Origin of the sequence: Bacteroides sp. 2_2_4 (genome assembly GCF_000157055.1) — a bacterium.
In the GTDB taxonomy this organism is placed as follows: domain Bacteria; phylum Bacteroidota; class Bacteroidia; order Bacteroidales; family Bacteroidaceae; genus Bacteroides; species Bacteroides ovatus.
Map to the genome: position 1 here is coordinate 553698 of NZ_EQ973358.1, position 24033 is coordinate 577730.

Annotated in this window: 26 protein-coding genes; 15 read left to right on the plus strand and 11 right to left on the minus strand. The window is 41.9% G+C overall.

Annotated elements, in window-relative coordinates:
• Positions 1-33: 33 nt before the first annotated feature.
• Positions 34-2811 (minus strand): AAA domain-containing protein, encoded by a 2778-nt coding sequence (locus BSCG_RS17230; protein ID WP_032849447.1) that lies wholly within the window; start codon positions 2809-2811, stop codon positions 34-36.
• A 249-nt stretch (positions 2812-3060) separates the two neighbouring features.
• Between BSCG_RS17230 and BSCG_RS17225 the strand changes: the two genes are divergently transcribed.
• Together BSCG_RS17225 and BSCG_RS17220 are read left to right on the plus strand one after the other, a co-directional pair.
• Entirely contained in the window at positions 3061-4101 is a 1041-nt protein-coding gene (locus BSCG_RS17225) for an alcohol dehydrogenase (RefSeq protein WP_371179448.1), read from the plus strand.
• 20 nt (positions 4102-4121) lie between these two features.
• The gene (locus tag BSCG_RS17220; RefSeq protein ID WP_008775652.1) at positions 4122-4598 is read left to right on the plus strand and encodes a low molecular weight phosphatase family protein; all 477 of its coding nucleotides are present in this window, start codon (positions 4122-4124) and stop codon (positions 4596-4598) included.
• A gap of 53 nt (positions 4599-4651) precedes the next feature.
• Here the strand turns inward: BSCG_RS17220 and BSCG_RS17215 are convergent, their stop codons facing one another.
• Positions 4652-5455 (minus strand): TrmH family RNA methyltransferase, encoded by an 804-nt coding sequence (locus BSCG_RS17215; protein WP_008775653.1) that lies wholly within the window; start codon positions 5453-5455, stop codon positions 4652-4654.
• A 951-nt stretch (positions 5456-6406) separates the two neighbouring features.
• On the opposite strand from BSCG_RS17215, the gene BSCG_RS17210 reads away from it, so the two are divergent.
• The 6 genes from BSCG_RS17210 to BSCG_RS17190 all read left to right on the plus strand — a co-directional run bounded on the left by BSCG_RS17210 (position 6407) and on the right by BSCG_RS17190 (position 8720).
• Positions 6407-6700 carry a hypothetical protein gene (locus tag BSCG_RS17210; protein WP_008771327.1) on the plus strand — a complete coding sequence of 98 codons (294 nt, stop codon included), beginning with the start codon at positions 6407-6409 and terminating at the stop codon, positions 6698-6700.
• 20 nt (positions 6701-6720) lie between these two features.
• Entirely contained in the window at positions 6721-6900 is a 180-nt protein-coding gene (locus BSCG_RS17205) for a hypothetical protein (RefSeq protein ID WP_008771328.1), read from the plus strand.
• A 17-nt stretch (positions 6901-6917) separates the two neighbouring features.
• Entirely contained in the window at positions 6918-7250 is a 333-nt protein-coding gene (locus BSCG_RS17200) for a hypothetical protein (RefSeq protein ID WP_008771329.1), read from the plus strand.
• Positions 7251-7260: 10 nt separating this feature from the next.
• Complete coding sequence (locus BSCG_RS17195) at positions 7261-7548, plus strand: LPD28 domain-containing protein (protein ID WP_008771330.1); 288 nt, start codon at positions 7261-7263, stop codon at positions 7546-7548.
• A gap of 441 nt (positions 7549-7989) precedes the next feature.
• Positions 7990-8232: a hypothetical protein gene (locus tag BSCG_RS29635; protein WP_139016494.1), complete on the plus strand. Its 243-nt coding sequence runs from the start codon at positions 7990-7992 to the stop codon at positions 8230-8232.
• Positions 8233-8339: 107 nt separating this feature from the next.
• Positions 8340-8720 (plus strand): single-stranded DNA-binding protein, encoded by a 381-nt coding sequence (locus BSCG_RS17190; protein ID WP_008771331.1) that lies wholly within the window; start codon positions 8340-8342, stop codon positions 8718-8720.
• Positions 8721-9373: 653 nt separating this feature from the next.
• Here the strand turns inward: BSCG_RS17190 and BSCG_RS17185 are convergent.
• Genes BSCG_RS17185 through BSCG_RS17165 form a run of 7 tightly spaced genes read right to left on the minus strand, consistent with a single transcriptional unit; the run spans position 9374 to position 14956 of the window.
• Positions 9374-9772, minus strand: coding sequence for an FKBP-type peptidyl-prolyl cis-trans isomerase (locus BSCG_RS17185; RefSeq protein WP_008771333.1), 399 nt, complete (start codon positions 9770-9772; stop codon positions 9374-9376).
• Between the two features lies 1 nt (position 9773).
• Complete coding sequence (locus tag BSCG_RS17180) at positions 9774-10316, minus strand: GNAT family N-acetyltransferase (protein ID WP_008771334.1); 543 nt, start codon at positions 10314-10316, stop codon at positions 9774-9776.
• A 10-nt stretch (positions 10317-10326) separates the two neighbouring features.
• Positions 10327-12216 (minus strand): DUF262 domain-containing protein, encoded by a 1890-nt coding sequence (locus tag BSCG_RS17175; RefSeq protein WP_008771335.1) that lies wholly within the window; start codon positions 12214-12216, stop codon positions 10327-10329.
• Between the two features lies 1 nt (position 12217).
• Positions 12218-13522 (minus strand): DUF262 domain-containing protein, encoded by a 1305-nt coding sequence (locus tag BSCG_RS17170; RefSeq protein WP_008771336.1) that lies wholly within the window; start codon positions 13520-13522, stop codon positions 12218-12220.
• Positions 13523-13567: 45 nt separating this feature from the next.
• On the minus strand, positions 13568-14062 hold the full coding sequence (locus BSCG_RS0127435; protein WP_008775660.1) for a hypothetical protein: 495 nt from the start codon (positions 14060-14062) through the stop codon (positions 13568-13570).
• Positions 14063-14111: 49 nt separating this feature from the next.
• On the minus strand, positions 14112-14327 hold the full coding sequence (locus tag BSCG_RS30450) for a hypothetical protein (RefSeq protein ID WP_008775661.1): 216 nt from the start codon (positions 14325-14327) through the stop codon (positions 14112-14114).
• A 2-nt stretch (positions 14328-14329) separates the two neighbouring features.
• On the minus strand, positions 14330-14956 hold the full coding sequence (locus BSCG_RS17165; protein ID WP_008775662.1) for a recombinase family protein: 627 nt from the start codon (positions 14954-14956) through the stop codon (positions 14330-14332).
• A gap of 270 nt (positions 14957-15226) precedes the next feature.
• Here BSCG_RS17165 and BSCG_RS17160 point away from each other — a divergent pair, with 270 nt between their 5' ends.
• The 7 genes from BSCG_RS17160 to BSCG_RS17130 all read left to right on the plus strand — a co-directional run bounded on the left by BSCG_RS17160 (position 15227) and on the right by BSCG_RS17130 (position 21836).
• Positions 15227-16291: a hypothetical protein gene (locus BSCG_RS17160; RefSeq protein WP_227035318.1), complete on the plus strand. Its 1065-nt coding sequence runs from the start codon at positions 15227-15229 to the stop codon at positions 16289-16291.
• Positions 16292-16320: 29 nt separating this feature from the next.
• Entirely contained in the window at positions 16321-16767 is a 447-nt protein-coding gene (locus tag BSCG_RS17155) for a hypothetical protein (RefSeq protein ID WP_008775663.1), read from the plus strand.
• Positions 16764-17144: a hypothetical protein gene (locus tag BSCG_RS17150; protein WP_008771341.1), complete on the plus strand. Its 381-nt coding sequence runs from the start codon at positions 16764-16766 to the stop codon at positions 17142-17144. Before BSCG_RS17155 ends, BSCG_RS17150 begins: the two co-directional genes overlap by 4 nt.
• A gap of 20 nt (positions 17145-17164) precedes the next feature.
• Complete coding sequence (locus tag BSCG_RS17145; protein WP_008775664.1) at positions 17165-17659, plus strand: hypothetical protein; 495 nt, start codon at positions 17165-17167, stop codon at positions 17657-17659.
• Positions 17660-17742: 83 nt separating this feature from the next.
• A complete protein-coding gene (locus BSCG_RS17140) occupies positions 17743-18594 on the plus strand; it encodes a MarR family transcriptional regulator (protein ID WP_008771343.1) in 852 nt (283 codons plus the stop codon).
• Between the two features lie 227 nt (positions 18595-18821).
• A complete protein-coding gene (gene mobV / locus BSCG_RS17135; protein WP_008771344.1) occupies positions 18822-20285 on the plus strand; it encodes a MobV family relaxase in 1464 nt (487 codons plus the stop codon).
• A 54-nt stretch (positions 20286-20339) separates the two neighbouring features.
• Positions 20340-21836 carry an OmpA family protein gene (locus BSCG_RS17130; protein WP_008771345.1) on the plus strand — a complete coding sequence of 499 codons (1497 nt, stop codon included), beginning with the start codon at positions 20340-20342 and terminating at the stop codon, positions 21834-21836.
• Positions 21837-21942: 106 nt separating this feature from the next.
• On the opposite strand, the gene BSCG_RS17125 is transcribed toward BSCG_RS17130, so the two are convergent.
• A complete protein-coding gene (locus tag BSCG_RS17125) occupies positions 21943-23007 on the minus strand; it encodes a nucleotidyl transferase AbiEii/AbiGii toxin family protein (protein WP_008771346.1) in 1065 nt (354 codons plus the stop codon).
• Positions 23004-23732 carry a type IV toxin-antitoxin system AbiEi family antitoxin domain-containing protein gene (locus tag BSCG_RS17120; RefSeq protein WP_008771347.1) on the minus strand — a complete coding sequence of 243 codons (729 nt, stop codon included), beginning with the start codon at positions 23730-23732 and terminating at the stop codon, positions 23004-23006. Before BSCG_RS17120 ends, BSCG_RS17125 begins: the two co-directional genes overlap by 4 nt.
• Positions 23733-24033 lie beyond the last annotated feature (301 nt).

Here is a 24033-nt window from a genome sequence, read left to right on the forward strand (position 1 = left end):
TCTAACAAAAAAATATGATTTGCAATGAACATTCTAATGCAAGTTTAATACTTCGCTTAACTTATCTCCAATAATTTTCTTCTCATTACTACCTATAGTAGACAATCTCACCAACGGAATTCCGTACAACTCTAAGATATGATCCTTTTTAATATCGCGTTCTGATTGACTCGTCCCCGATTTGTGGAATGTGTAACCATCCGTTTCAATAGCCAATACCGGTTGTTTACTCACACGATTATAAATTAGAAAGTCAATATGAGTGTTTATATTTGCAGCATATTTGCTTTCCTCTTCATTCAATAGAGAATAATCCTGAATCAACATATAGAGTGGTAAATGGCAAATGATATTCAAATGACGCATATTGATATTTTCTTTCAGGATATCTTCAAGTAATGCAAATGTAAGATTCTCGGAATCGTATTCGGATATTTTCTTGTGTTTTTTCAAATAGGCAATTCGAGCATCTGTATATTGCTCATATAGATAATCGAATATAGAATGAATCTTACTGGTGGAAACAGTACCATTGTTATATTCGATATAAGCAATCAAATCGCTGATATTGCAGTCTTTGGGTTGTTCGTTTCCCGATACGACTAAATAGAATTGTGACTTAGCCCGCGAAACAGCAACATTGAGCAGGTTTGGATCGTCGGAAAAGGAAGTGATGACATCGTCGACAGTGGTCATAATGATAGCATCCTTTTCTCTTCCTTGAAACTTATGGACTGTTGCGACATCAATATCCTCTTCAAGTGCGGATTTTACTGCATCTACTTGTTTGTTATATGGAGCTATGACGCCAATTTCATCTGTTTCATAAGATAGATTCGGTAGTACTTCCTCTTTGATAACATCTATTTCTCGTTGATTCATGTGACTGCGGGAATGGTTACCTTTGGCTGTCCGTATGGCACAAATGACATCCTCTTCTCCTTTATCACGTGTCATGATGACAAGATCTCCACCATAAAATTTCTGATTACAGAAGTTGATGATTCGGGGATGGCATCGATAATGTTCCCGTAACAAGGTCTGTGGTACATTTGGAATAACTTTGCAGACAGATTGCAAAAAACTCATATTGGCACAATCATATTCCGGTTTAATTAGGCACGCATTAGCGATAAAGTTTAGCGTTTCCTTATTTTCTTCTGTGACCACGTTGGGAAGTTGCATGGTGTCACCGACAATGATTGCATTTTTAGCACATGACAAGGCTAAAGCTCCGGTTTCAACGGAAACCTGCGATGCTTCGTCCATAATGATATAATCATATACGGCATCTCGTTGTAGACTGCTTAATGATGAAAAGGTCGTACTTAATATAATGGGGTATTCTTTCTGTACCTCTCGCCAATTATTTTTTAGATCAGGGAGCGTAAAGATGGGCTTGTCATGATTATTGCCATAGGTATGAAATAACTGATTCTTTAGATATTTCATTGATGTATCGGCCATTTGTCTAGCCATTTCTGCTGCATCTTTGTTGGCAAGCTCCTTTTCTAATGTGTCTATTTCAACTTCCAGCTCTGCGTACTTTGTTTGGTAGAATAAGATTTGGAAGTCAGCGATAATCAAACTCATCTCCCGTTTATAAAAACCTTTATCGGGGATTTTACAAATCGCTTTGCTCCTGAATTTAAAGAATAACCATTTCAACCGTTGAATAAAAGCTGCTATTCCCCGAAGACTTGATGATTGTTCTTTTTCTGCAAATTGTTGACATTCATTCCATAAATTCAGAAGGTCTGCCGAGCTGGAACTTTTCCGTTGTTGGAGAGTAAATTCTTTTGTTCCGAACTCTTGCAGATAATGTTGCCACTCTATTTTTAAAGCTTGTATTTCCTGTCTTGCCATGGCAAGGCGTTCCTGTTTGTAAAATATGCTTTTTAGTTCTTCTGTCTGATGATGTATCTGATTGAGAAATTGAGGTTGGTCGGCATCCGTATCATGCCATGACTCAAAGTGCTCCGGATATTGTTTTTCCTCTTCTTGAGTCTCGATGAATTTCTCTTTGTTAGCTGTGCTGCCAAGCAATGCAACAATGAATCCCATATCGTATTTGGATAACTTCTCAAGTACATTGACAATGGCGGAGTTATTATTAGATACTACCTGAACAGTCTTACCACGCACAAGGATATTGGCAATGATGTTCAGAATCGTTTGGGTCTTTCCAGTTCCCGGAGGTCCTTGCACAACACTGATTTGATTCTCAAAAGCTGCCTGGACTGCTTTTTGCTGGCTTGCATTACAACCGAAAGGAAAAATCAAGGTTGAGGCAGGCTGGGTCTGCATTTTATATTTTTGAGGATTCAGATATACAGCAATAGCTCTGTTGTTTGCGATGAAATGAATCTTTTCATATTGTTTTGCCAATAGCTTCGTTCCGTCATCAGCTTTCAATTCGTTCGCATCGGCAACTTTCTTCAAATATTCGAATATACTTTTCGAACGACTCTCTCCCAAGCATGATTCGATAATTTCTAAGTCCTTTTCTCTGTAATCATACTCTTTACCATTTAGAAAACGAATGTGCCAATACCTGTGTGATCCGGCCTTAAAAATAGATAAGGCTTTGATGTTTGATAAAGTTCTCCCTTTACTGATTATTTGATAATTATTGGGGTCCGGTTTGTCCGGATCAGTCAGCCAAAGGACATTTTCTTCTTTATAAGTATACGTACTAGGAACATTTCGGAATACTATCTTATAGTTGCCATTATGATTTTGGCAACTCTCTATTTTGGGAGTCTTGATTTGTCCTTTTATAATAATCAGATTTTCGGAAGTATCTATCATAGGCTTGTGTGTAAATATAATAAGTCGTGCAGCTGTTTTTATTTATTATTTGGGATATAAAAGTAAGAATATTTTCCAGAATATCAAAACTGAAGTAGAAAAAACAGTGAATGACTTTATTCAGCTTTGTATTGTTCTGAATATAGAGTGAGATTCGGTTTGGGAGTATTGAACGTGATAAAAGAGATTTGTTTTGCCAATGAAATCATTATCTTTGCAAGGTATACATTAATGAACAAGGAGGATATTATGCTTGCATACACATATATTGAACACGGAAAGTTTGAGTTACAGGAGAAAGCAAGACCGGAAATAAAGGATTCACGGGATGCAGTCGTGCGTGTAACACTTGGTAGCATCTGCACCAGTGATCTTCATATTAAACATGGCAGTGTGCCGCGTGCTGTGCCCGGAATAACTGTCGGGCATGAGATGGTAGGTGTGGTAGAACAAGTAGGGGCTGATGTCACTTCGGTGAAGCCTGGTGACAGGGTGACTGTGAATGTCGAAACTTTCTGCGGTGAGTGTTTTTTCTGTAAGCATGGATATGTGAATAACTGTACTGATCCTAATGGCGGTTGGGCTTTAGGTTGTCGAATTGATGGCGGTCAGGCGGAATATGTCAGAGTTCCTTATGCGGATCAAGGTTTGAATCGTATTCCGGATACAGTGAGTGATGAACAAGCTTTGTTTGTCGGTGATGTGCTTGCAACAGGTTTTTGGGCAGCATGCATCTCGGAAATAACCGCGGAAGATACTGTTCTTATCATCGGTGCCGGACCTACCGGGATTTGTACTTTGTTGTGTGTGATGCTGAAGAAGCCAAAACGCATTATTATCTGTGAGAAGTCTCCTGAAAGAATTCGGTTTGTCCGCGAGCATTATCCTGATGTGTTGGTGACTGAACCGGAAAACTGCAAGGATTTTGTTCTCAAGAATAGTGACCATGGTGGTGCAGATGTCGTTTTGGAAGTGGCAGGGAGTGACGATTCCTTCCATTTGGCTTGGAATTGTGCCCGTCCTAATGCTATTGTCACGATTGTAGCCCTCTATGATAAACCACAACTTCTTCCTTTACCTGATATGTATGGCAAGAATTTGGTTTTTAAAACAGGTGGAGTGGATGGCTGCGATTGTAACGAGATTCTCATGCTGATTGAGGAAGGTAAAATTGATACAACTCCTCTTATTACACATCGATTTCCATTGAATGAGATTGAGGAGGCTTACCGTGTCTTTGAAAACAAGCTGGATGGGGTTATTAAAGTAGCTATATCAGGAAATAAATGAAAATTAAATAGAAATCACATATGAAGAATATACTGATAGTGAGCAATAGTGATACGTGTCGCAGTCGTATGGCGCAAGAGATTTTAAACTCGTTCGGTAGAGGTATGAAGATTAGTACTGCCGGTGTTTTGGCTGGAAATTCTGTTCCTGACGTTGTTTGCCAAGTGATGGAACAAAATGGATATGACTTTTCACGTAGAAAGCCTTGTGATGTTGCGACATATGCCCAGCAGACATGGGATTATGTTATTACTCTTTGTCCAGAAGCGGAGGAAGTGCAAAAGGAAATGCAGGGTGTAGTGAGGAAATATGTTTCTTTTAATTTTGCAGATCCTTTTCGGGGAGGTATTCATGCCGATGATGAACAGGAAGAACGGGTGGTGGCACTATATGACGCTATGCATAAAGAACTGTATGAGTTTTTTCGGAGTGAATTAATGGAGAAACTCTTGCCTCGCTGTTCTTGTGGGGCGAATACATATTGTAGGTGTGAGTAGGAATATGAATAGAATCATATATGTGTCTCGTCCGGTGATGATGGCAGAGTTGCTTAATCTTTAACACGAAGTTGCCAGAAAGCGATAGCGGATGCGGCAGCTACATTGAGTGAATCTACCCCGTTTGCCATAGGGATGCGGACCACATAGTCCGCCTCGGTAATTGTTTCGTTTCGAAGACCGTCACCCTCGGTTCCCATCACAATGGCTAACTTGGGTTCGGTCGCTAAGATGGGACTATCAATAGAGATTGATTTCTCTGTAAGTGCCATAGCGACTGTGCGGAATCCCAGTTTATGCAATTCATTGGGAGAACCATCCAACCAAGCCCATGGTATCAGGAAAACAGATCCCATTGAAACTCTGACTGCACGTCGGTTCAACGGGTCGCAAGAATTGCGTGTCAGTAATATGGCATCTATCCCAAGAGCGGCTGCAGAACGGAAAATAGCTCCAATGTTGGTAGTGTCTACCACACCTTCAATGACTGCGATACGCCGTGCGCCTCTACATATTTCTTCTACACTTTTCGGTGTCGGGCGGTGCATGGCACAGAGGACGCCGCGTGTGAGTGTATATCCGGTCAATGTGGCAAGCAGTTCTCTTGCACCCGTATAGACGGGTATATCACCACAACGTTCAATGATATCAGCAGCATCACCAGTGATATGCTTCTGCTCGCATAAAAGAGCTAAAGGTTCGTAACCAGCATTTAGAGCTACATTAATAACTTTCGGACTTTCTGCAATAAACAGTCCCTTATCAGACTCGATACGATTACGTAGTTGAGCTTCAGTGAGAGTACTGAATATTTCTATTCTGGGATCAGTTAAGGAATGTATTTCTATAATGGGCATAGGATTTCTTACAACTATCTACTTTATTATACCAAATTATACCAATGATTGCATCTGCTTTTTACTTGCCGATGCAGAATGTTTATTTGCCCACGCAAACGATATTTGTGTTGTATAAAGCATTGTATATCAATATGTAAATTTTTGAAGAATATTTTTGGGGGACAAACGGGGGACAAAATTTCGCATACCAAAAGAAAGAAAAACAATAAAACCACTTCCCAAAAAAACGTGTTGAATTGCAAGAGGCACGGTTTGTCCCTCGCAATTATTTTGCTTTGCCTCTCCTCGTCCCTCGGATGTAGAGTTAGATTCTGTATTATTTCAGAAACGCCAAAAGCCATAGTCTTGCATACCAAAAGAAAAAAGCAATAAGACCATTCTCGAAAAAGCATGCTGAAATGCAAGGGACATAATTTGTCCCTCGTTGTATTGTTGTTTGTCCCTCGCTTGTCCCTCGGACGAAAGTTAGGTTTGATGCAGTTACCAATAACGTGAGTAAAGTAATGATTGAATAGGTTTAGTTTGGTTTTTGTATATCTAATCAAGTTCTAAACTAAACTGCTTGATTTTCTCAATTTCTAAACTCTTGATTGCTTTTTCTTTTCGTCAGCAAATCCTCCTTTTTATTCGCTATTGCTTGAAATGCGTTTTGCCGTTTATAGTGCTCCTGTTGCACACCTACTATCCTTTCTCGTCTTCACATCACTTTCGGGTTGGCAGATAAGAATTGTGTCGCAAAGGTATATATCCCGTCTTTCTTCCTTGCAAGGTCAAGCCTATCGGTTCAAACCAAAATCTCCACACTCGGTTTTCAACTGAGGTCGTATTTTGTCTGTGAAGCCTTGCAGGAAGAGCCGGGACACCTTGCAAAGCGACATAATTTTAATCAAACCCGAAAGTAGTTGATGCCAACAGAGGGAAAAGTAAAAAATCAAATCAAAAGCGATTATGGCAAATTATGCGACCAACATCTTCTACGCAAGTACGGAGAACGAGAAAGACCTTGATAAGGTGGAGAACTTTTTGGAAGACACATTTTGCGACTGTTACCTTGACAGGTCGGAAGACAGTATCGAGGGCGAGTTTTCGTCAAAATGGGACTATCCCGAAAAAGAGATAAACAAGATGATTTCTCTTTTGGAGGACAAAGACAAAATCTACATTCGAGTGCTGACACACGAACTATGTAACGAGTATGTGAACTTCCAAGTGTTCTCTAATGGAGAATGGTCATACCGATAACCTTAAAAAACTCACTGACTATGTATTACGAGGACGAACAAGATACGGACATTATCGGGTGCTTATGCACATTACTGACTCCTTACAAGGGGCATACAGAGGGAGAAGTCGTTGGAGACTACGGCAACGAGATAGTGGTAAGGCTCACCAATGGCAAGGAGGTGGTGGAATACCGGGATGAAGTGCTAATCTATGACTAATGGAGGATTGCTTTATGATGACACCAATAGCGACAAGGTTTGTGGATTGGGATATTCCCGAACTTTCAACCCTGCAAGACAGCAAGGTCTATCAATTGAGAGTGCAACTCAATGAGGGTACGCCAATGAGCCGACAACAGAAAAATTGGCTTACGAACAGCGTGAACAGCAACACCTATTTCAAAAGGGCTATTCCGCTAATGGGCTACCGCTTTGACTTCTCTGACGTACTGAAACGCTACTTTGTCAAGCAATACGGACATATAGCCGAATACTATGCTGTGGACAAGACCGCTTTACGGACATTCCTTTGCGGTCGGATTGATGAAATAATTGAGATAACAGATTAAAAGAAAGATTATGCTGTACGATTACAGAAAAGAAAGCAAATCGCCTATGCTTCTGACTTTGGCGAATGGCAAGACCATTGAGGGCGAATTTATTGATTTGCGGATTGCCACCGAAACCTTGCCCAAGGGTAAACTGTGGTATCATATCCGACATACGGACGATGATTGGAGTGAACCAGCCTCTCTGAAAAACGGCTGTGTAGTGGTCAATTTCTGTGGTACATTCATTTGTGACCCTATCATTGATTTCCCTTGTGGCGAGGAACTGGAGATAACAGAATGGTCATACCTGAACTGACCGACATCTGGCAGAATGGCAATGTGGGGCAATGCTCCACATTGTTGTGTCCACGCCATTTGGAAATACATTTCCAATGGCATCAACTTTTATAATTGGAGCTTGCAAGGCAAGCCGTTTTTCCTCTTATATATTCATCTTTGACAGTCAAGTCTCCTTTTGTATATATGGCATTTCATATTTCGCAATGGCGATCGGGCTGCTTTGTTCAACGAGCACCGGACTTCTTGCCATTGTTTTCTTTGCCTTGATTTCTCCGGTTCTGTCGGTAAGGTAGAACGCGACTATTCTCTGGCTTCCGCGATCTTCGTGCCATTCTGTTCTTCGGCTATCCCTTCCATAGCAAAATACCTTTGGCTGTGCAGCGTCATAACGGATTCAGTATTACGGCATCCACATTGAGAGGACATACTGGATTCCTCGTCTCATCACTCTGCTCCTTTGGGATTTACAGCCGAAGCGTACCTGAAACTTTGTGTCTGCGGACGGATGCTGTCCTTTGTCTGCGAACCTTGCTCACTTGTTTATTCACCAATCCATATCGTTACAGCTTTTGGCCGTGTTATTCCTCATTTTTCCGTTGCAAAGTTAGTATGCAGCCGGGTACGGCTGAAAGCCTTGGTCAATGGTGTTGCTTCACAAATCTTCCTTTATCTGGCCGGAGGTTTTGACGGCTTACGCTGACAAAAATAAAGAGTATTTGATTGCTAACCTTGTCGCAACCCTGTAACTGCACTCACTTATATTGGCAGCGTAAAAATAATTTAATTAACAACTTAAAGCATTGTAACATGAAACAGATTGAGAACAATTTCGCAGTATCAGGATTCGTAGGTAAGGACGCAGAAATCCGTCAGTTCGCAAATGCAAGCGTGGCACGCTTCTCATTGGCAGTAAGCCGTCAGGAGAAGAGTGGCGAGGAAACAAAACGTGTGTCCGCTTTCATCAACGTGGAAGCCTGGCGCAACAACGCCAACACCGATTCGCTTGCCCAAATCACCAAGGGTACCCTGCTTACAGTGGAGGGCTACTTCAAACCCGAAGAATGGATTGACAAGGACGGCGTGAAACACAACCGCATCGTCATGGTCGCTAACAAGTTCTACCAGACACCCGACAAGGAAGAAACTCCTGCGGAGCCGGAAAAGAAAACGAAAAAAGGCAAGAAATAACTCCTGCCTCGTTCCGACAAACAAAGCGGCTTCGGTCGCTTTTGTTTTTGCTCGTATGTTTACTTGTCATACATCTATGGGTTGCCCATTATAAGTTTTCACCCATCCCGTCAACGGCTTCTTCTATTTTTCTTCGAGAGACTTGCTCGGCTGCGCAATGTTGCACGTTGCTCCTCTTTCGCAAGACACTCTGCCGAAATCGCCCGATACAAAAAGATTTGCCAACCGCTCCAAGACTTCGTTTTCTCCCGGTAGGCAAAACATTTTGTTATTTATCGGGCTTGCAGAAGAAACTCGTTTACTGCCCGCCCTTTGCTTGGGTTGATATTTTCGACAAGAGGGAGAATTAAATACTGATTTTTAAGTCCCTCGCTATGCCAGACATGAACGACTGTCATAGGCTGCATTCTGTTGGTTGAATCTTACCTGTCCCGCTGGTAGTCGCTTTTGCTCCAGCCTCCGAATATCACTTTCACGATTTTGATGAACACCCACAATCCCAATACTGTAATGATTACGTCTCCCATATCACTGATTTATTTCTGATTACTACTTGTAAAGATACGAAAAAAACGCGACATAAACGAATGTATGGTGTTAAATATCAATATGATGAAGCATTTTTTTTTGAGAGGATGTCATCTGTTCTTGGCCTATGCAATTCCGAAAAGTTCTATCTCGAAGATGAGTGTTGAGCCACCGGGTATGCCGGGTTGCGAGAACTTGCCATATCCCATTTCGGCAGGGATATAAATCTCCCATTTGTCCCCGATACACATCTGTTGCATTGCGATAATCCAACCCTCAATCAGTTCGTTCAGGCGGAATGCAATCGGAGTGCCACCCCGACTGCTGTCAAATTTCTTTCCGTTTATGGTCCACCCGGTATAGTGGGCTGTGACGATACTGCGTGGTGCAGGGTGCTTGCCATCGTTCTTTCCCTTACTGATGACCTTGTAATAGATACCTTTCGGGAGTGGCTTTACTCCCTCTTCTTTGGCTTTCGCTTCCAGCCATTCCTTATTGGCTTGTATGTATTCTTTTTTGCTCATTTTATTTCGGCTTTTTTAATTTGTATATGATATGGGGCATTTCTTTACCTCGGTAAACAACAATATGGCTACTACAAGATTCCATACCAAGCCGTTTTGCCACTCGAATGGAAGCCTTGTTTTCCGGGCGGATACTACAATATACAGCCGGTAATTCCAAGCTGTCAAAAGCATAGGCTATGAGAGATTCGGCGGCTTCTGTCGCGTAACCGTTGTGCCAATATGTGTTGTCAAATATGTAGCCGATCTCAACGACTTCATTCCCGTTCATTGTTGTTTTCATAAGTCCGGCCTGGCCTATCAGTTGTCCGCTTTCTTTCTGTAGAACGGCAAAATATCCGATACCATCTTTGGCATATCGGACGAGCTGTCTTTCTATCCAGTCTTGTACATCATCTTCGCTGAAGCCATGCTCCCAAGCGTACATCACTTCCGGCTTACCCATTATTGTAAGCAAAGTATCAAAATCATCATTGGTAAGTTTGCGGACGAGCAATCGCTCAGTTTCTATAATGTCGGCTTGTATGTAATTACACTTGCTCATATTCAGTAAATCAATCTAATGTTCTGCATGCTGTTTCTAATATGTCAATCATCTCAGCCCCGTGTTCATGACATTGAACCTTAATCCATTTGTCATTTGAACTTTTTTCTATAATATCTCCCATAATGCGAAGTTTCAAACTTCCTTTTTGAACCATTTTGCCATATGACTTCATCTTTGACTCTGGTGAAAGGTTTGAAAACTTTGAATTGACACTTCGAGAAATGATACACAGATTTCCAAATGTATCTTTGTCATCCCATGAGTCAAAAGAACCGTCAGATGGATTTTGTGGATACCAGTGTTCAACAGAGTTACGGAATTCGAATTCAAAATCGCTGTATTTGCTTTTATTATTCTTCCATAACAAGTAATCCAGAAAGTTGAACACGATGTGAGGAGTCGTTACACCAAGTTTGTAGTCCTTTCCATCCAAGAAATTCTCCTTGGTTGCCAGTGCCGCTATGTCTTCAGCCTCGTTTGTTAATAGGGCTACTTCATCATTCTCAAACAGCCATAGAACAAGCTCGGTTATCCAGTGCATGACTTTTGGGGATGTATACGATACTCGAAGCGCAGACTGAATCATTAAACATTCTTTATTGCGTGGAGCATATGTCGTTTCCCATTCTTTTTCATACTTCAACTTTGTATTTGAATAATATGCTTTCTTTTTAGATGCCTGTCCAGATGTGTGCAATTCCTTAAGACTCCATTCGCCCTCTTTGTCTTCGCCAGTATATTCTCTCTTTATGATGAAACTATCAAAAAGATAACGTGTTTGCAACAGATGAATAATTATCATTCTGGCAAAATTTTCTTTGTTGTTCTTGATAGGTTCATTATCTAATGTTCCATATTTAATCACGTTTTCAAAGTCAGCAATCAATTTCTTGTCATCAAGTAATTCGCCCAAATCTTTTTCCAATGACACATCGTAGAAATCCACAAAAACCCTGAGTGCATGAAGCAAGAAGTACGGGAATTCAATGATGCTTTCAAAGCGTATATGAGTATCATCGTCAAGTATGCCATCTACATTGTCAACTTTGAATCTTGGCTTAATGATTTCGTTTATGGTTGCATTATTCTCCGAATCCTCTGTAATTTCTAAACAGTCACTATATTCACTCCATTCATTAGCAGGCCAGCCATTCCACTCTCCACCGAAAATGTTTTCTCTTTCTGTTCGTGAGAAGTGCATTTGAACATAGCCTGTCATATCGCTACAAGCATTCCATATCCGTGAAAATAGTTCTTGTTCCTTTCTATTGTTGAGAAATCTCATGAGCCGGGCTTTAAGGATATCATGCTGTTCTAATTGCTCTCCACGGGTGTTCATTATCTCGAAGTAACGGTTTAAGTCTGTATGTTCAGGCACTTCTATCTTATAGAGAATCACATGTTGCAAACGGGAAACAAATTCATCCTTGTTTAATCCTTTGTCACTCGTAAACTTTTGACGGATTGCTTTTATACCATTAAGGATAGACTGATCTATATTTTCCTCATAATCGGCAGAAGGCTTTTTGTCTGCTAGTATTTGTTGGATATTAGAAAGGGTATATTTAGATTTAGAGCGACAATCAAAAGAGAGAGTCTGTCCTAATTCTCCTTCCAATGCTCCTTCTGATACAAGGTATTGCAATAAAAGAAAAAGTGTTGTAAGACGTTGCTGTCCATCAACAACTTCATACGTTTTAGGTTTATCTTGTACCTTGGAAACAACAAGTGAACCGATGTAATAGTTCTCGGATGAATCAATATCGTTAATATCATCAATTAATTGCGCTATCTCTTTGTCTTCCCACGCATAGGCTCGCTGATAGCGCGGAATTACATAGTGAGTATTTGTATCGAATATTGTTACTTCATCCAATATTTTTAATTCTTCTACCATATTAATTGTATCCATTAAGTTGACGAAGTTGTGCATATAAATTGTTCCAATTTTCACTGGCTGCTTTGTCATCATTTCTCATGTCAAGTCTCATTCCTGAGATTTCAGTATGTCTACGCGCATAAGCAATCATGGATATTACGGGTTTTACATTGCTGTATTTGTCATCTTCTATACCTATGGCATATCTATTAATAGTATCAAAGCCTAAATGCTGCATATCAATTCTAATCATCATAGCCCAAGTAAATAGTTTTTTCACGGCCATGACATCAAAGTTGTGAAAACGGTCGTAATAGCAAAGCAAGGCGCAGAAAAAGAGGTTTCGTGCATGGTTAAGTCCAACTGATGACGATTTGAAAGATTTATCTAATTCTTCTGCTGAATCCACATCTTTTCCGTTTGTAATAATCAGTTCGATATCATGAAATGCTGGATTCGTTACAATTTCTTCTTTTATATTATGCAACATCTTCATATAGTGATCAACCATTTCAAAAAAGTCACTTCCTGAAATGAATGGCTCTGTGAGTAGGAAATAAGGCATGGCTTTGTTGGCTCTGCGCGCGTAAGTGTAACCATACTTCTCTTCAATACCTTTATAGATGTCTATATCAGCAGAAGTGAAATTACCACACTTTCGACATTTTGCCCAATTCCATATCGGGAAAAGGTACAAGTCGAATAACTCTCTGATAGCCTTTGGATCTTTCGATTCCCATTTCACTACGGCATTCTGCATCTCATACTTATCGTGAATCTCTCTAAGATGATAAGCTTTAAGTAAATCATGCGGATATAGCGCACGACCACGTGTGTTTTGAGAATCGAATAATTGGAATGCTTCATCTATTCTATTTACTGTAATCACGACAACTTCTAGAATGTTTTTTAGGGCATCGTTAAAAATGGCCTTCACTGTATCATCAACAGAAGAAAACCACTCTCGGATAGTTGTATAGTTGTCATGTAGATTCTTCTGTGTAATTTTATTTAGAAACTTGTTCTTTAGCAGATTACACGTAAAATCAGAATCTAAATGTAATTTCAATAAAAGGAATGATAGTATGCGCTGCTGTCCGTCAACAATCTCATACTCATTGTTTTCATTTCTATGAAGAATTACTGTACCTATACGATATTTGAAATTAGCGTACTTACGGCTTTCTTCAATACTTTTTTGAGTATCGAGAATGAGTTCTGTTATGTTTTTGTCCGTCCATTTATATGGCCGTTGATAATCTGGAATGATTAGATTCTTCCCTAATAACTTGTCAATAGACCATATGTGTGGTTTGCTATTCATTATTTAAAAACGAATTTGATTGTTACAATAGTTACACAATAAACTTTATTCTTTTGATTCATCAAGTGTTATGTGAACTTTAGAATGTGGGCAAATTCCAGCTTTAAATCCCTTAATCACATCTTTTAATGAGATGCTAAACGAGTCAGATATATAGTGAATGTGCGATTTGTTTCCATATTCTCCTGGTTCATTGCCTAATAACCCCCTTCTGGTTTGATAAAAGCAATGCCAATGTTTCCCATTGTTAAGGATTCGTGCTAAAACAAATTGTGAAACAGTTATTATTTCTTTCATTTGACCATCTGTTAATGATGTCTCTCCATAGTGTTCAATGGTATTTTCATCGCATAGATAAATAAATGATGGTAAATCTGCACCTATATATTTTTTTGGTGTATCTTCAAATCTGTAATTGCTGAATTTGTACCCTTTATCATTGGCATATAAAAAGATTGTAGCGAGTTGTTCTGGTTTTATTGAAATACCCCTTAATAGAGAAATTTGTTCTTTTTTGGATAGTTCTTCTTGAAATAGCAATTTAATATTTTCGGGAATTTCGAGAGAAGTAGCTCTAGCAATTTCTTTTTCAGCTATTTTTTTTTGATGCCAACATTATTGCTATTGGATCTTTGCATATCGTGTCTAAATTCTGTTCTTTTAGAACCATTGCTTCTATTGCCGGATAGATTGATTTTGCATGAAAATCAATTAAATATTCTCTCACATTAACGTTTTCTACATCGTCCATGACGTAGGCGATAACATATTTTGAGTCGTTATTGTAAATTTTACTATGTCCCATAATTAGTTTTCTTTATTCTTTCTTTTCCCAAGCGGCCCGCTGAACTTGCCTCGATTGAGTGAAACACCGTATTTATTAAGAATGCGGAACACCGAACTGCGGCTGTTGAATCCACTCACTTTCCAGATGTCATCAATGGAATGCCCGTTATTGTACATCGCCACGATAGTTTTTTCACGTTCCGCCCTGCTGATGTTTTTCTCTTTGGTCGGCTGGTTGATATTCTGTTTCAGATGGATGATGTGGGCTGAAGCCTTGCGCAGCATGGCACATTCCTCCGGCAAAGAACCGAACATCTCCAGTACATCGGAGGCTTTGGTTTCCGGAAACAAATCCCCACGGCTGTCAATCTTGTCGTGAATGGAGACAATCCGAACCACCTTTACCCGGCAGAACTCGATGAATGTCGCCAGCTCACGGGAGCCACGCAGGGCATTGCTGAATTTTGAGACAACCAGCTCGTCCCCACGCTCCAGACTTGCCATCAGTTGTTTCCATTGAGGGCGCAGTTTCTCGTGTCCGTTCTCTTCCTCTATCACTTGTACACAGCCGTATTGCTCCATCCACTTCTTGTCAGTGTCGAAGCCGTCATAACCGGCTGCCTTGAATATGTAACCTACTTTTGCCATAGTGCTGTTCAATGCTAAATGATACCAAGTGCAAAGATACAAAGTTTAATTCGGTTAAAATCATACTCAATAAAATATTTTTCAATTATTATACTTTGTATTTTCACTTGTTACGCTCTTGTTTATTTCGCGGATTATACTCGTAAGTATGAAAAAGAAAATAGATTAAAGTTTTATTTTAGAGTATTATCATACAAACTTTTATACTTAACTTTGCCGCCATAAACCAATAAAAATATCATGTATAAAGGCTTGTTTAAAGTAGAATCAATGCAAAAACCGAAGAGAGGAAACTTGAAATCATACTCAAAGAAATGTGCTTCGTATGCCAAATCTTTTGCCGTATGTTTTGCCATTGTCACATTGGCATCATGCGGAGAAAAGACCGGCAACAGTATGTTTCAGACCGTTAAAAATGCTGCCGATGCTTACAGGTCATACCTGTCCGAGGTGCGAAAGGAAGCAAACCTGCCAACAGACCGTCTGATTGAAAAAGTCAACGACTGGCAGTCGCTTCGAGATTCGGTATCTGCCTGTGTCGCCAAAGACACGGCAAACCGTATTCACGCCAATTACGAAAGCGAAATTCGTGGATTGCACGATTCGTTGCGCATTGAATTTACCCGTCTGGCTCTGGAGAAGCCGAGAACTTTTGCGGATGTGTTGCTCCTCAGAGAGCAGACTTCCCAATACCGGCAAGACACGGAGCTGATGCAGTCGGCAGCGGAAGCGGAGCCGTTTTTCAAACCATTGGATTCCGTCCCGACATATAAAGGCAGTGCCAATGCTGTCGTTGAAAAATACCGAATGTTCCTTTCCAAGACCTTGAAATCCGGAATAAGCGGCAAGAGTGAAATGCTTGCTTTCATAAAGGAAGAGGACAGGCTGTTCCGTTCGTTCCTTGACCATTTGACTGAACTTGCCGATGCCGACCTTTCTGTCATTACGTGCGACACGGAGAAATGCTGCCTGTCGATATTCCAGTCTGCGGAGAATGGCAGGCTCTCTTACCGGGATGCCTTGGTATATACAGCCAGGCGAACCAACCGGAGAATCATACTCAACGCTTTGGCTTGCCGTGATGACATCAACCAAGACAATGTAAAGACCGAAGCGCAGGCAAGGGCTTACGTTTGGATGTTGTTGCAGCCGTATGTTGCCTTGGATGGTTTCAGCGTGGCTATCCTGTCCGATATGGAAAGGACAACACTTCATGCAGTCGCTGACCGGACACCTCAGATGATAGCCAAACTCAACAAGACTGCCGGAACGGACAACGACCAATGGCGGGTATTGCCCGGAGTACTGATCAAGATAATGCTCACATCCATTTGACGAACCAGAAACAAATAAATACAACAGTTATGCTACAACTTTTTTACGATGACTTTCTCTCCTTTGTGCCGCTCCAGCTTCCGCAGTTGCTGGATGTAACCACAATGGAACAGCCGCGGTTCTATGACGATTACGTCCTCCTTTCGTTTCCGCTTGCCGACCCATACGATCTGGAAGAAGTAATGGACATCTTCGAGGACGACATGGAGCTGATAACCCTTTATCATCATATTCCTTCAAGCGCAACGACATTCGGCAGCAGCACCTGTGCCTATTCCAATCCGGCTTTCGGACAGATGTTCAAGATGAACGCGAGAGTTTCTGATACCGGCAAGGTTGACCGCATTGACGTGACCATCTATGAATCCCTGGAGTTCATGTGTTCTGACATCTGCCTTGACTTGAAACTTCACGAAAAGACCGGTCATTTCAAGTACCGCAAGACCAAGGAGGAGTTGCTTGCCGAATTTATATGAGACGGACGATATACCTGCAAATGCTATACATTATCAATATGTACAGGAGTTGGATAGTCGTGGATGACGGATATGGATACAGGCAAAGTGTCGTGTTCAGACGGGGCAGGCCGGTTTCCTGCGTGTGCCGTATGCTCCGGCTCCGTTCCACTTATAAGCACAATGGCTATGAGCGTGGCACGAAATGGAGCATATCCGAATACGAGCTGGACAAGGCATTGGCAAGGTATCGTCAAAAGAATCACGAGTTAAAGGCACGGCTTAAAAAAGGAGCGTCATATCTTGAAGCCAAGGATGTGGAAGCCATTATAGAGATTGCCACCTATGGGCTGGTCAAACTGGAACTGACCGAACTGCCATTATTCAAACAATACTGATTACACAAAGGATTACGATTATGATTTGGATTATCATCGAAATGTCATTTCCGGCATTGCTCATTATACTGCCCATGTCATTGTACAGGAGCAACCGGCTTTTTATGGCAAAGTTTTACCTTAGGATGGCGGGTAGTGAGAGTGCAAGGAAACTCTATGTGCAGTGTATGCTTATCTTCCTCCTGCTATATCACTATGTCTATGCCGGCAGACACTTCGGAGAGTGGGGAGTTCTGATATCCACCATACCTTGTGCCGTTCTGTTCTCGTTCAGACGTGCCGACAGGTGGATGCACAGACTCCACGAGGATAAAAAAAGGTTCGTTATGGCAGCCTTCATCACATTGGTCATCTGCGCTGTACCACATCTGCACACCACGGCGTTCACACTCGCCTTTCTTCTTTTGGCTGCCATGTTCTATCCCTCTTGCCGTGTGTTAGCCGAATGGAAGGATGACGACACGCGCAAGCATTTGAAAGAAAATCCAAAAACAATGTCCGAACATTACTGCTGACATCATCACGCGAACCTGCCACGAATAAGTGGATAGTGGCAGGTTAATAGAATCCACATATAGTCAAATAAAAATCAAATGAAATGATGAAAGACAAGAATAGAGCCGCCAATCAGGTATTGGCAGATATGATGTTTTTCGACTACCTCAAAGAGAAAGTCGGTGAACGGAAGACAAAGACCGGTGCCTACTACGACCTGTTGGAGAAAGCAACGGCAGGTTTTATCGCTCCCTTTTTGAAGAACCACGAGTATGTGTTGCAGGCTGACCAGTGTCATGTGACCATTTCAGACCTTGCGGTGGAATGGCACTGGCACAGGGCTACCGTCAGGGCGTTCCTTGACAAACTGGAGGAGATGGGATATATTCGTCGGACAAGGTTCGCAAAGAGTGTGGTCATTACCGTGACTTTTGCGCCATTCTCCAGTGGCGAAACTCCTGCCTCTTATACCGGTCATACAGGGGCCGGACTTGCCGATGATTTGGACAAGGCTTTGTCCGAATGGATAAATGGCAGTCTGTCTGACGAAGATATGGGAGAGATTTGTGGACAGTATCATGAAGCCGGACTGAAACGGCTTGCCGATGAATCCGGCAAAGATCATTCGGGCGACAAGCCGGCAATAAAGGCAGGTGCAGAAACGGAGTTAGCCCAAGAGATTGTCGAACGTGTAGCCGTAGCCGGACTGAAACGCGCCATACGAAATTCGCGCTTCGATGATCCGACCGATTTCTTGGAGTTTTTTCACGGGGAACTGGGAGGTGACTGGACTTCACTTTTGGAGGCATCCAAGATAATCGCCAAGATGATTCTGGACGCTGGAAACGACGGCGCGCCCAATAGTTCGAGCGAAACGGATATGCTTGCCACGCTCCGACAGCCGTTCAGGGCGTTGTGGGCAAAGTACCAGGAGCGTGATTCCACCCTTTTATAGACTCCACAACCGATGTTGTAAGTCAAAAACTATTGTATAACCACGGATGAACCGTGATGCCCTACATTTGTAGGCTTGCCATTTTAAGCGTGCAGCGGTGCTTGCACGTTGACCAAACAGAGGGAAGTATGGGTAACTCAATACCCCACACGACTACGGTCGGTGGGAGTGGTTGCCGGACAAGCAGCAAGCTGGGGCAAATCGGTTGTCCGATAAAAACGGATGATATGGCTGAAAAATCATGGCAGGTGATGCACATGAACGTGATGAAAGGCATAACCACCGCGCAAAGCAACGAACACCAGCGTAACTGGACGGAAAGCGGCTGGAAACACGCCATAGACAAGGGAACTTATGACCGCCAAAGGGAACGGTTGAATTTCGAGATTGTAAAGGGCGGTAAGGTGCGACCTATAAACAAGGACAAGTCTATTCCTGAACGCATGGCTGAAAACCTTGCCGGGCGTGGGATAAAAGATCCCAATTCGGATTTGGCAGAACCGAAATTTCGCACGGTCGTGGATTTTATACTGGGCGGATCGAAGTTTCAAATGCGGCAGCTTGCTTTTGGAGACCAGGCTGTTGTGTATGGTTCCGGTAACAATACCGCCAATGCTTCGCTTCAACGAAAGCCGGAAATAGAAGAATGGGCAAAGGATATGTACCGATTCATGAGTGAAAGATTCGGTGAGGAGAATATTGTCGGGTGTTATGTACATCTTGATGAAACGACCCCGCATATGCACCTTACCTTATTGCCAATCCAAGACGGTAAGTTTGCGTTCAAAAAGATGTTTGCAGGAAAGGACAAATATGAGTTTTCTGCAAGAATGAAAATGTTACACGATGAACTCTCGCAAGTGAACGAAAAATGGCAACTGGAACGGGGACGTAATGTTTCCGAAACTGGGGCAAGACATCGAAGCACGGAGGAATACCGCCGATACCTTTCGGAAGAATGTACCAATATAGAGGAACAGGTTGTCCAACACAAAAAAGCATTGGCAGACCTTAAAGTGGAAATAAGTCTGGCAGAGCGCAGGGTGAAAGGCTTGACCTCTATGGTGGATAACCTCCGAAAAGCGAAAGCGGAAAAGGAATCCCAACTATCGGCATTGGAACGCACCCTTCAATCCCATCAGGGAGATACGGCTACCATTATAGCCGAGAGGGAACGGTTGGAAAAAGAACTGGCTTCTATCCAAACGAAATTGGAAGACAAGCAGGATAAGCTACGGACGGCTGACCAACAGCTTGAAGCCCTTAAAAGGGACATGGATGCCATTGGCGAGCGCACGGAGGAACTGAAAGGCGAAGCCTATAAATACAGTCGTGAAATCCATTCCAACGTGGATGTACTGCTCAAAGATGTGATGCTGGAAACATTGGTTGGAGAGCATTCGGCAAGAGTGGCTGAAATGGGAGCTGCGGAGCAATCCGTCTTTGACGGTTCTTTGTTGCAGAGCCTGACCGAGCAAGGGGCGGAAGTGATGCACTGCGCCACGCTCCTCTTCCTTGGTATGGTCAACGATGCCACTACATTTGCCGAAACGCATGGCGGTGGAGGAAGTAAAAGCAACCTTAAATGGGGAAAGGATGATGACGAGGATAACCGTGCGTGGGCAAGGCGTTGCATGATGATGGCAAGCAGAATGATGCGACCGGCTTCCGGCAAGAAGCAAAAGAGGTAATCGGCAGAATATGTTTTTCTGCAATGGATAACAAAACAAAATAATGCGTTGAATATGACAAAGAAAATATTTTTAATTCTGGCAGTGGCAGGTATGGGCTGTTCACTGCACATGAAAGCGGCTGTACCACCTGTGACAAAGGACACTGTACAGCTGGAGTCGTACACGGATATCGAACAGATGCTCCGGCCTTTGGATCCGACTTACCATAAGGGTGTATTCGTGACATCGCCTTGGAACGGCAACTGGTTTGTCAGTCTTCAAGGTGGTGCAAGTGCGTTCATTGGCAAACCTGTTGGTTGTGCCGACTTATTTGACAGGATAAAGCCTACTATTTTCGCATCGCTTGGCAAGTGGTTCACTCCGCAGATCGGAGCAAGAATCGGTTATGGAGGTTGGCAGTTCAAAGATTGCGAACTGGTCACAAATGACTACCATCACTTTCATGCTGACTTGATGTGGAATGTGCTTGGATATCGGTATGGCAAGGTTGAGAATCCTCGTTGGGGAATCATTCCATACATAGGATTTGGACTGATGCACAATCCGCAGAACGGACATAATCCGTTTGCCATTTCATACGGAATACAGGGACAATACCGTATCTGTAAACGGCTGTCTGCATTGTTGGAAATTGGCAATGTTTCCACATTCCAGGACTTTGATGGCTATGGCAAATCCAATCGTTTCGGAGATAATATGCTCTCCGTGTCAGCCGGCTTGTCGTTTACGATTGGAAAGACCGGCTGGAAACGTGCCGTTGATGCGAGTCCTTACATCCGGCAGAACGAGTGGCTGATTGGTTACGCTTCACAGCTATCGGAGAGTAATCGCAGATACACCGGGCAACATGACAGGGCGATGAGAACGATCAACGAATTGAAGAAGATTCTGGAAATTGAGGGCTTGCTTGATAAATATAGCAAGATGTTTGATGACCGGGAGAGTTTGGGCAATGTCTATCCGAGAAACGATTACAGCGGACTGAACTCGCTCCGAGCAAGATTGAAAAACAGGCATTGGGATGGTAAGTCTCCATTGTCCAATGACAGTTTGTTCAGTAAGTCTGAATTTGTCAATGCCATACCCAATAATGACGGTAGCGTTGTAAACGGCTTCTATGTCACAGGTGCCGATTCCCTGCTGTCTCCAGATATGAATAATGACAGCATTTCCATTTATAGCCATTCGGATTATCTCTCCTTTATAGGTTCCGGCAACGAGTGCATCGGTTCACCTGTCTATTTCTTCTTTGAACTCGGCACGGCTCAACTGACTGATAAATCCCAGTTGGTCAATCTGGATGAACTGGCGCGTGTGACAAAGAAATACGGATTATCCGTGACTGTTGCAGGTGCGGCTGACGCTGCCACCGGAACTGCCGATATAAACAATAAGTTGAGCGCATCGAGAGCCGATTATATTGCCACGGAGTTGCGCAGGCGCGGAGTGACTGTTGAAAATATAACAAAGGTCTGTCAAGGAGGTATTTCCAATTATGTACCCACTGAAGCTAACAGACATACCAAAGTCATGCTATATATGAAATAGGAAAGTGTAAGATTCTTTTTGTTCAAATTGATTAGTTAAATGTCAATTCTTTTGAAAGGAGAGCCTGTCCGTGATGGATCGGCTCTTCTGCATTATAAAAATCTCGTTATAATAACTTTTGTATTTCGCTCCAATAGAAGAACGCTTCTGCATTCGTCTTCTTTAATTTATTCAATTTGGTTGAGAGTGGAGAGTGTATCGTTACGTTGACCAATAGATTTGCTTCGGATGGATTATAGTGCTTTATCTCATTTATGCCATTACTGATAAGTTTGGCAAGATAAGCTGCCTTTGAAGCATTTGTAATAGCACTTTCCAAAGTATAGACTTCACTATGAATAAAGCCACGCACTTTTTTAATTCCATCTTGAATCAGGTCAAATTCCTCCTGATTGTCCTGCCCGCGCATTACTATACATTTGGCTGTATCATAAATGTCATCCAAAACTTTTTGAATTGCATCAGGATTCTCACCTCTGTATTGAAGTTCAACCATCGCAAACTTATTGAATGTTTCCGCTGTAACAGATAAGTCACCAACTATGTCGAAAAGCGATGCAACGTCAAATAACTGTTTACAGATTTCCATTGAACAATTCTTTTCTCCTTTGAAAAATGGGATTCCGGTCGTGTGAGGAGCAAACGCGGTTAATTTATCACCGAGCAGATCTTCTTTACTTGGCAATTTTACCATTACGGGATCTCCTTCTGTCTTTAACAAACGACTTTTAATGGGAAGTTCCACCACATTTGCATAATGAATTTCCTCGAATAATACATCCAACAGAATCTTGTCCTGACGTCCTCCTGCCGGATATGCCACCTGGTAAAAGAATTTGGCATGTTGTTTTGGTATATCGGTACGAGAGATACGTTCCACCAATTTAACCTCTCCAAAACCATATTCTTCGGAATACTTTTCCAGATAATCTTCAATCCTTGTTCCTGGAGGACAAATTATATCAATGTCGATTGAAAGTCGTTTGCCGGTATCAAGATGAAGCATTAAGGAAGATCCTCCCTTGAATAAAAAGGGACAACCGGACCGGGCTAATGCTTCCAACAACGAGAATGCACGGATTGTTTTTTCAACGAGGGCTATATCTTTTATCTTGTTGTCTTTGGCTACTTGTTCTATCCAAGATAATGTCCTGCTATCGGGATGTATCATATATTGATTGTATTGATAATTTGTTCGACTTTTTGTTTTCTGTTACGGCGTGCCGCATATCTCAACAGCCGTGGCATTTTGATTTCATAGTCCGAGAAGGCGTTTGAATATATAGTATATAATTCATTACCCTGAAGATGTTGTAGTTCCTTGTCGGATATGGCATCAACAAGCATTTTCTCCAATGTAGGAACGGGACAGCCATCAATAATATCTATTGGAGCCTCTTTGACAAGAGGACGAACAATAATCATATCACGATTTGTAATATATCGATCCGCATCTTCTTGGTTCGGATTCAAAAAAACAGGGATTGCAGATTCCATGTTTTGTAATGACATGAAAACGGATTCCATTGCCACCCTTTCAACATCTACCAATGTAGTTCTTACCGCAGGTATATGTAACATCATAGAAGCGAATATAGATGGTTGCCATATACAATAATCTATGAAAGGGAATTTTTCTTTTATATGTCTGTTGAGTGAAAGCATAAATTCGCTTGGCTCATACAAAAAATCATATTTCAAATCTTCATTTAATTTGTATTTCCCGTATGAAACTCTGATGATTTTGTTCTCTGCAAGCATCCTATTCAAAAGCACAACAAGAGAACCTTCTGATATGTTTTTCATACCAGAGCGCACCGCATTCAGCAGGTCTTTTCGTGTGAATTGCCCGTCCTGTTTTCTGGCAATATCTATTATCTGATTTACGGCAGTCATTATTGTTCTTCAATTATGTTGCGAAGTTATAACAAATTTGGCAAATATCAATGCGTCTTGCCGATTTTGTTATGCTTTTAATAAGAAAAAAGCATGAACTATATAACAACTTCGTCAAATATCGAAAGAATTTGCCGGAGTTGTTATGCTTTTCCTGTTTTACAATTCCTACTATCTATCTGCCAATTATAGCAGTTTTACTTGTCACATATAATGAACACCTCCGGCTCATCTTGCTGGCTCTATTTTCCTTTGCAAAGGTACTGCGGTGAGGGAATGCCAAGTACCGCTATGCAGGTCG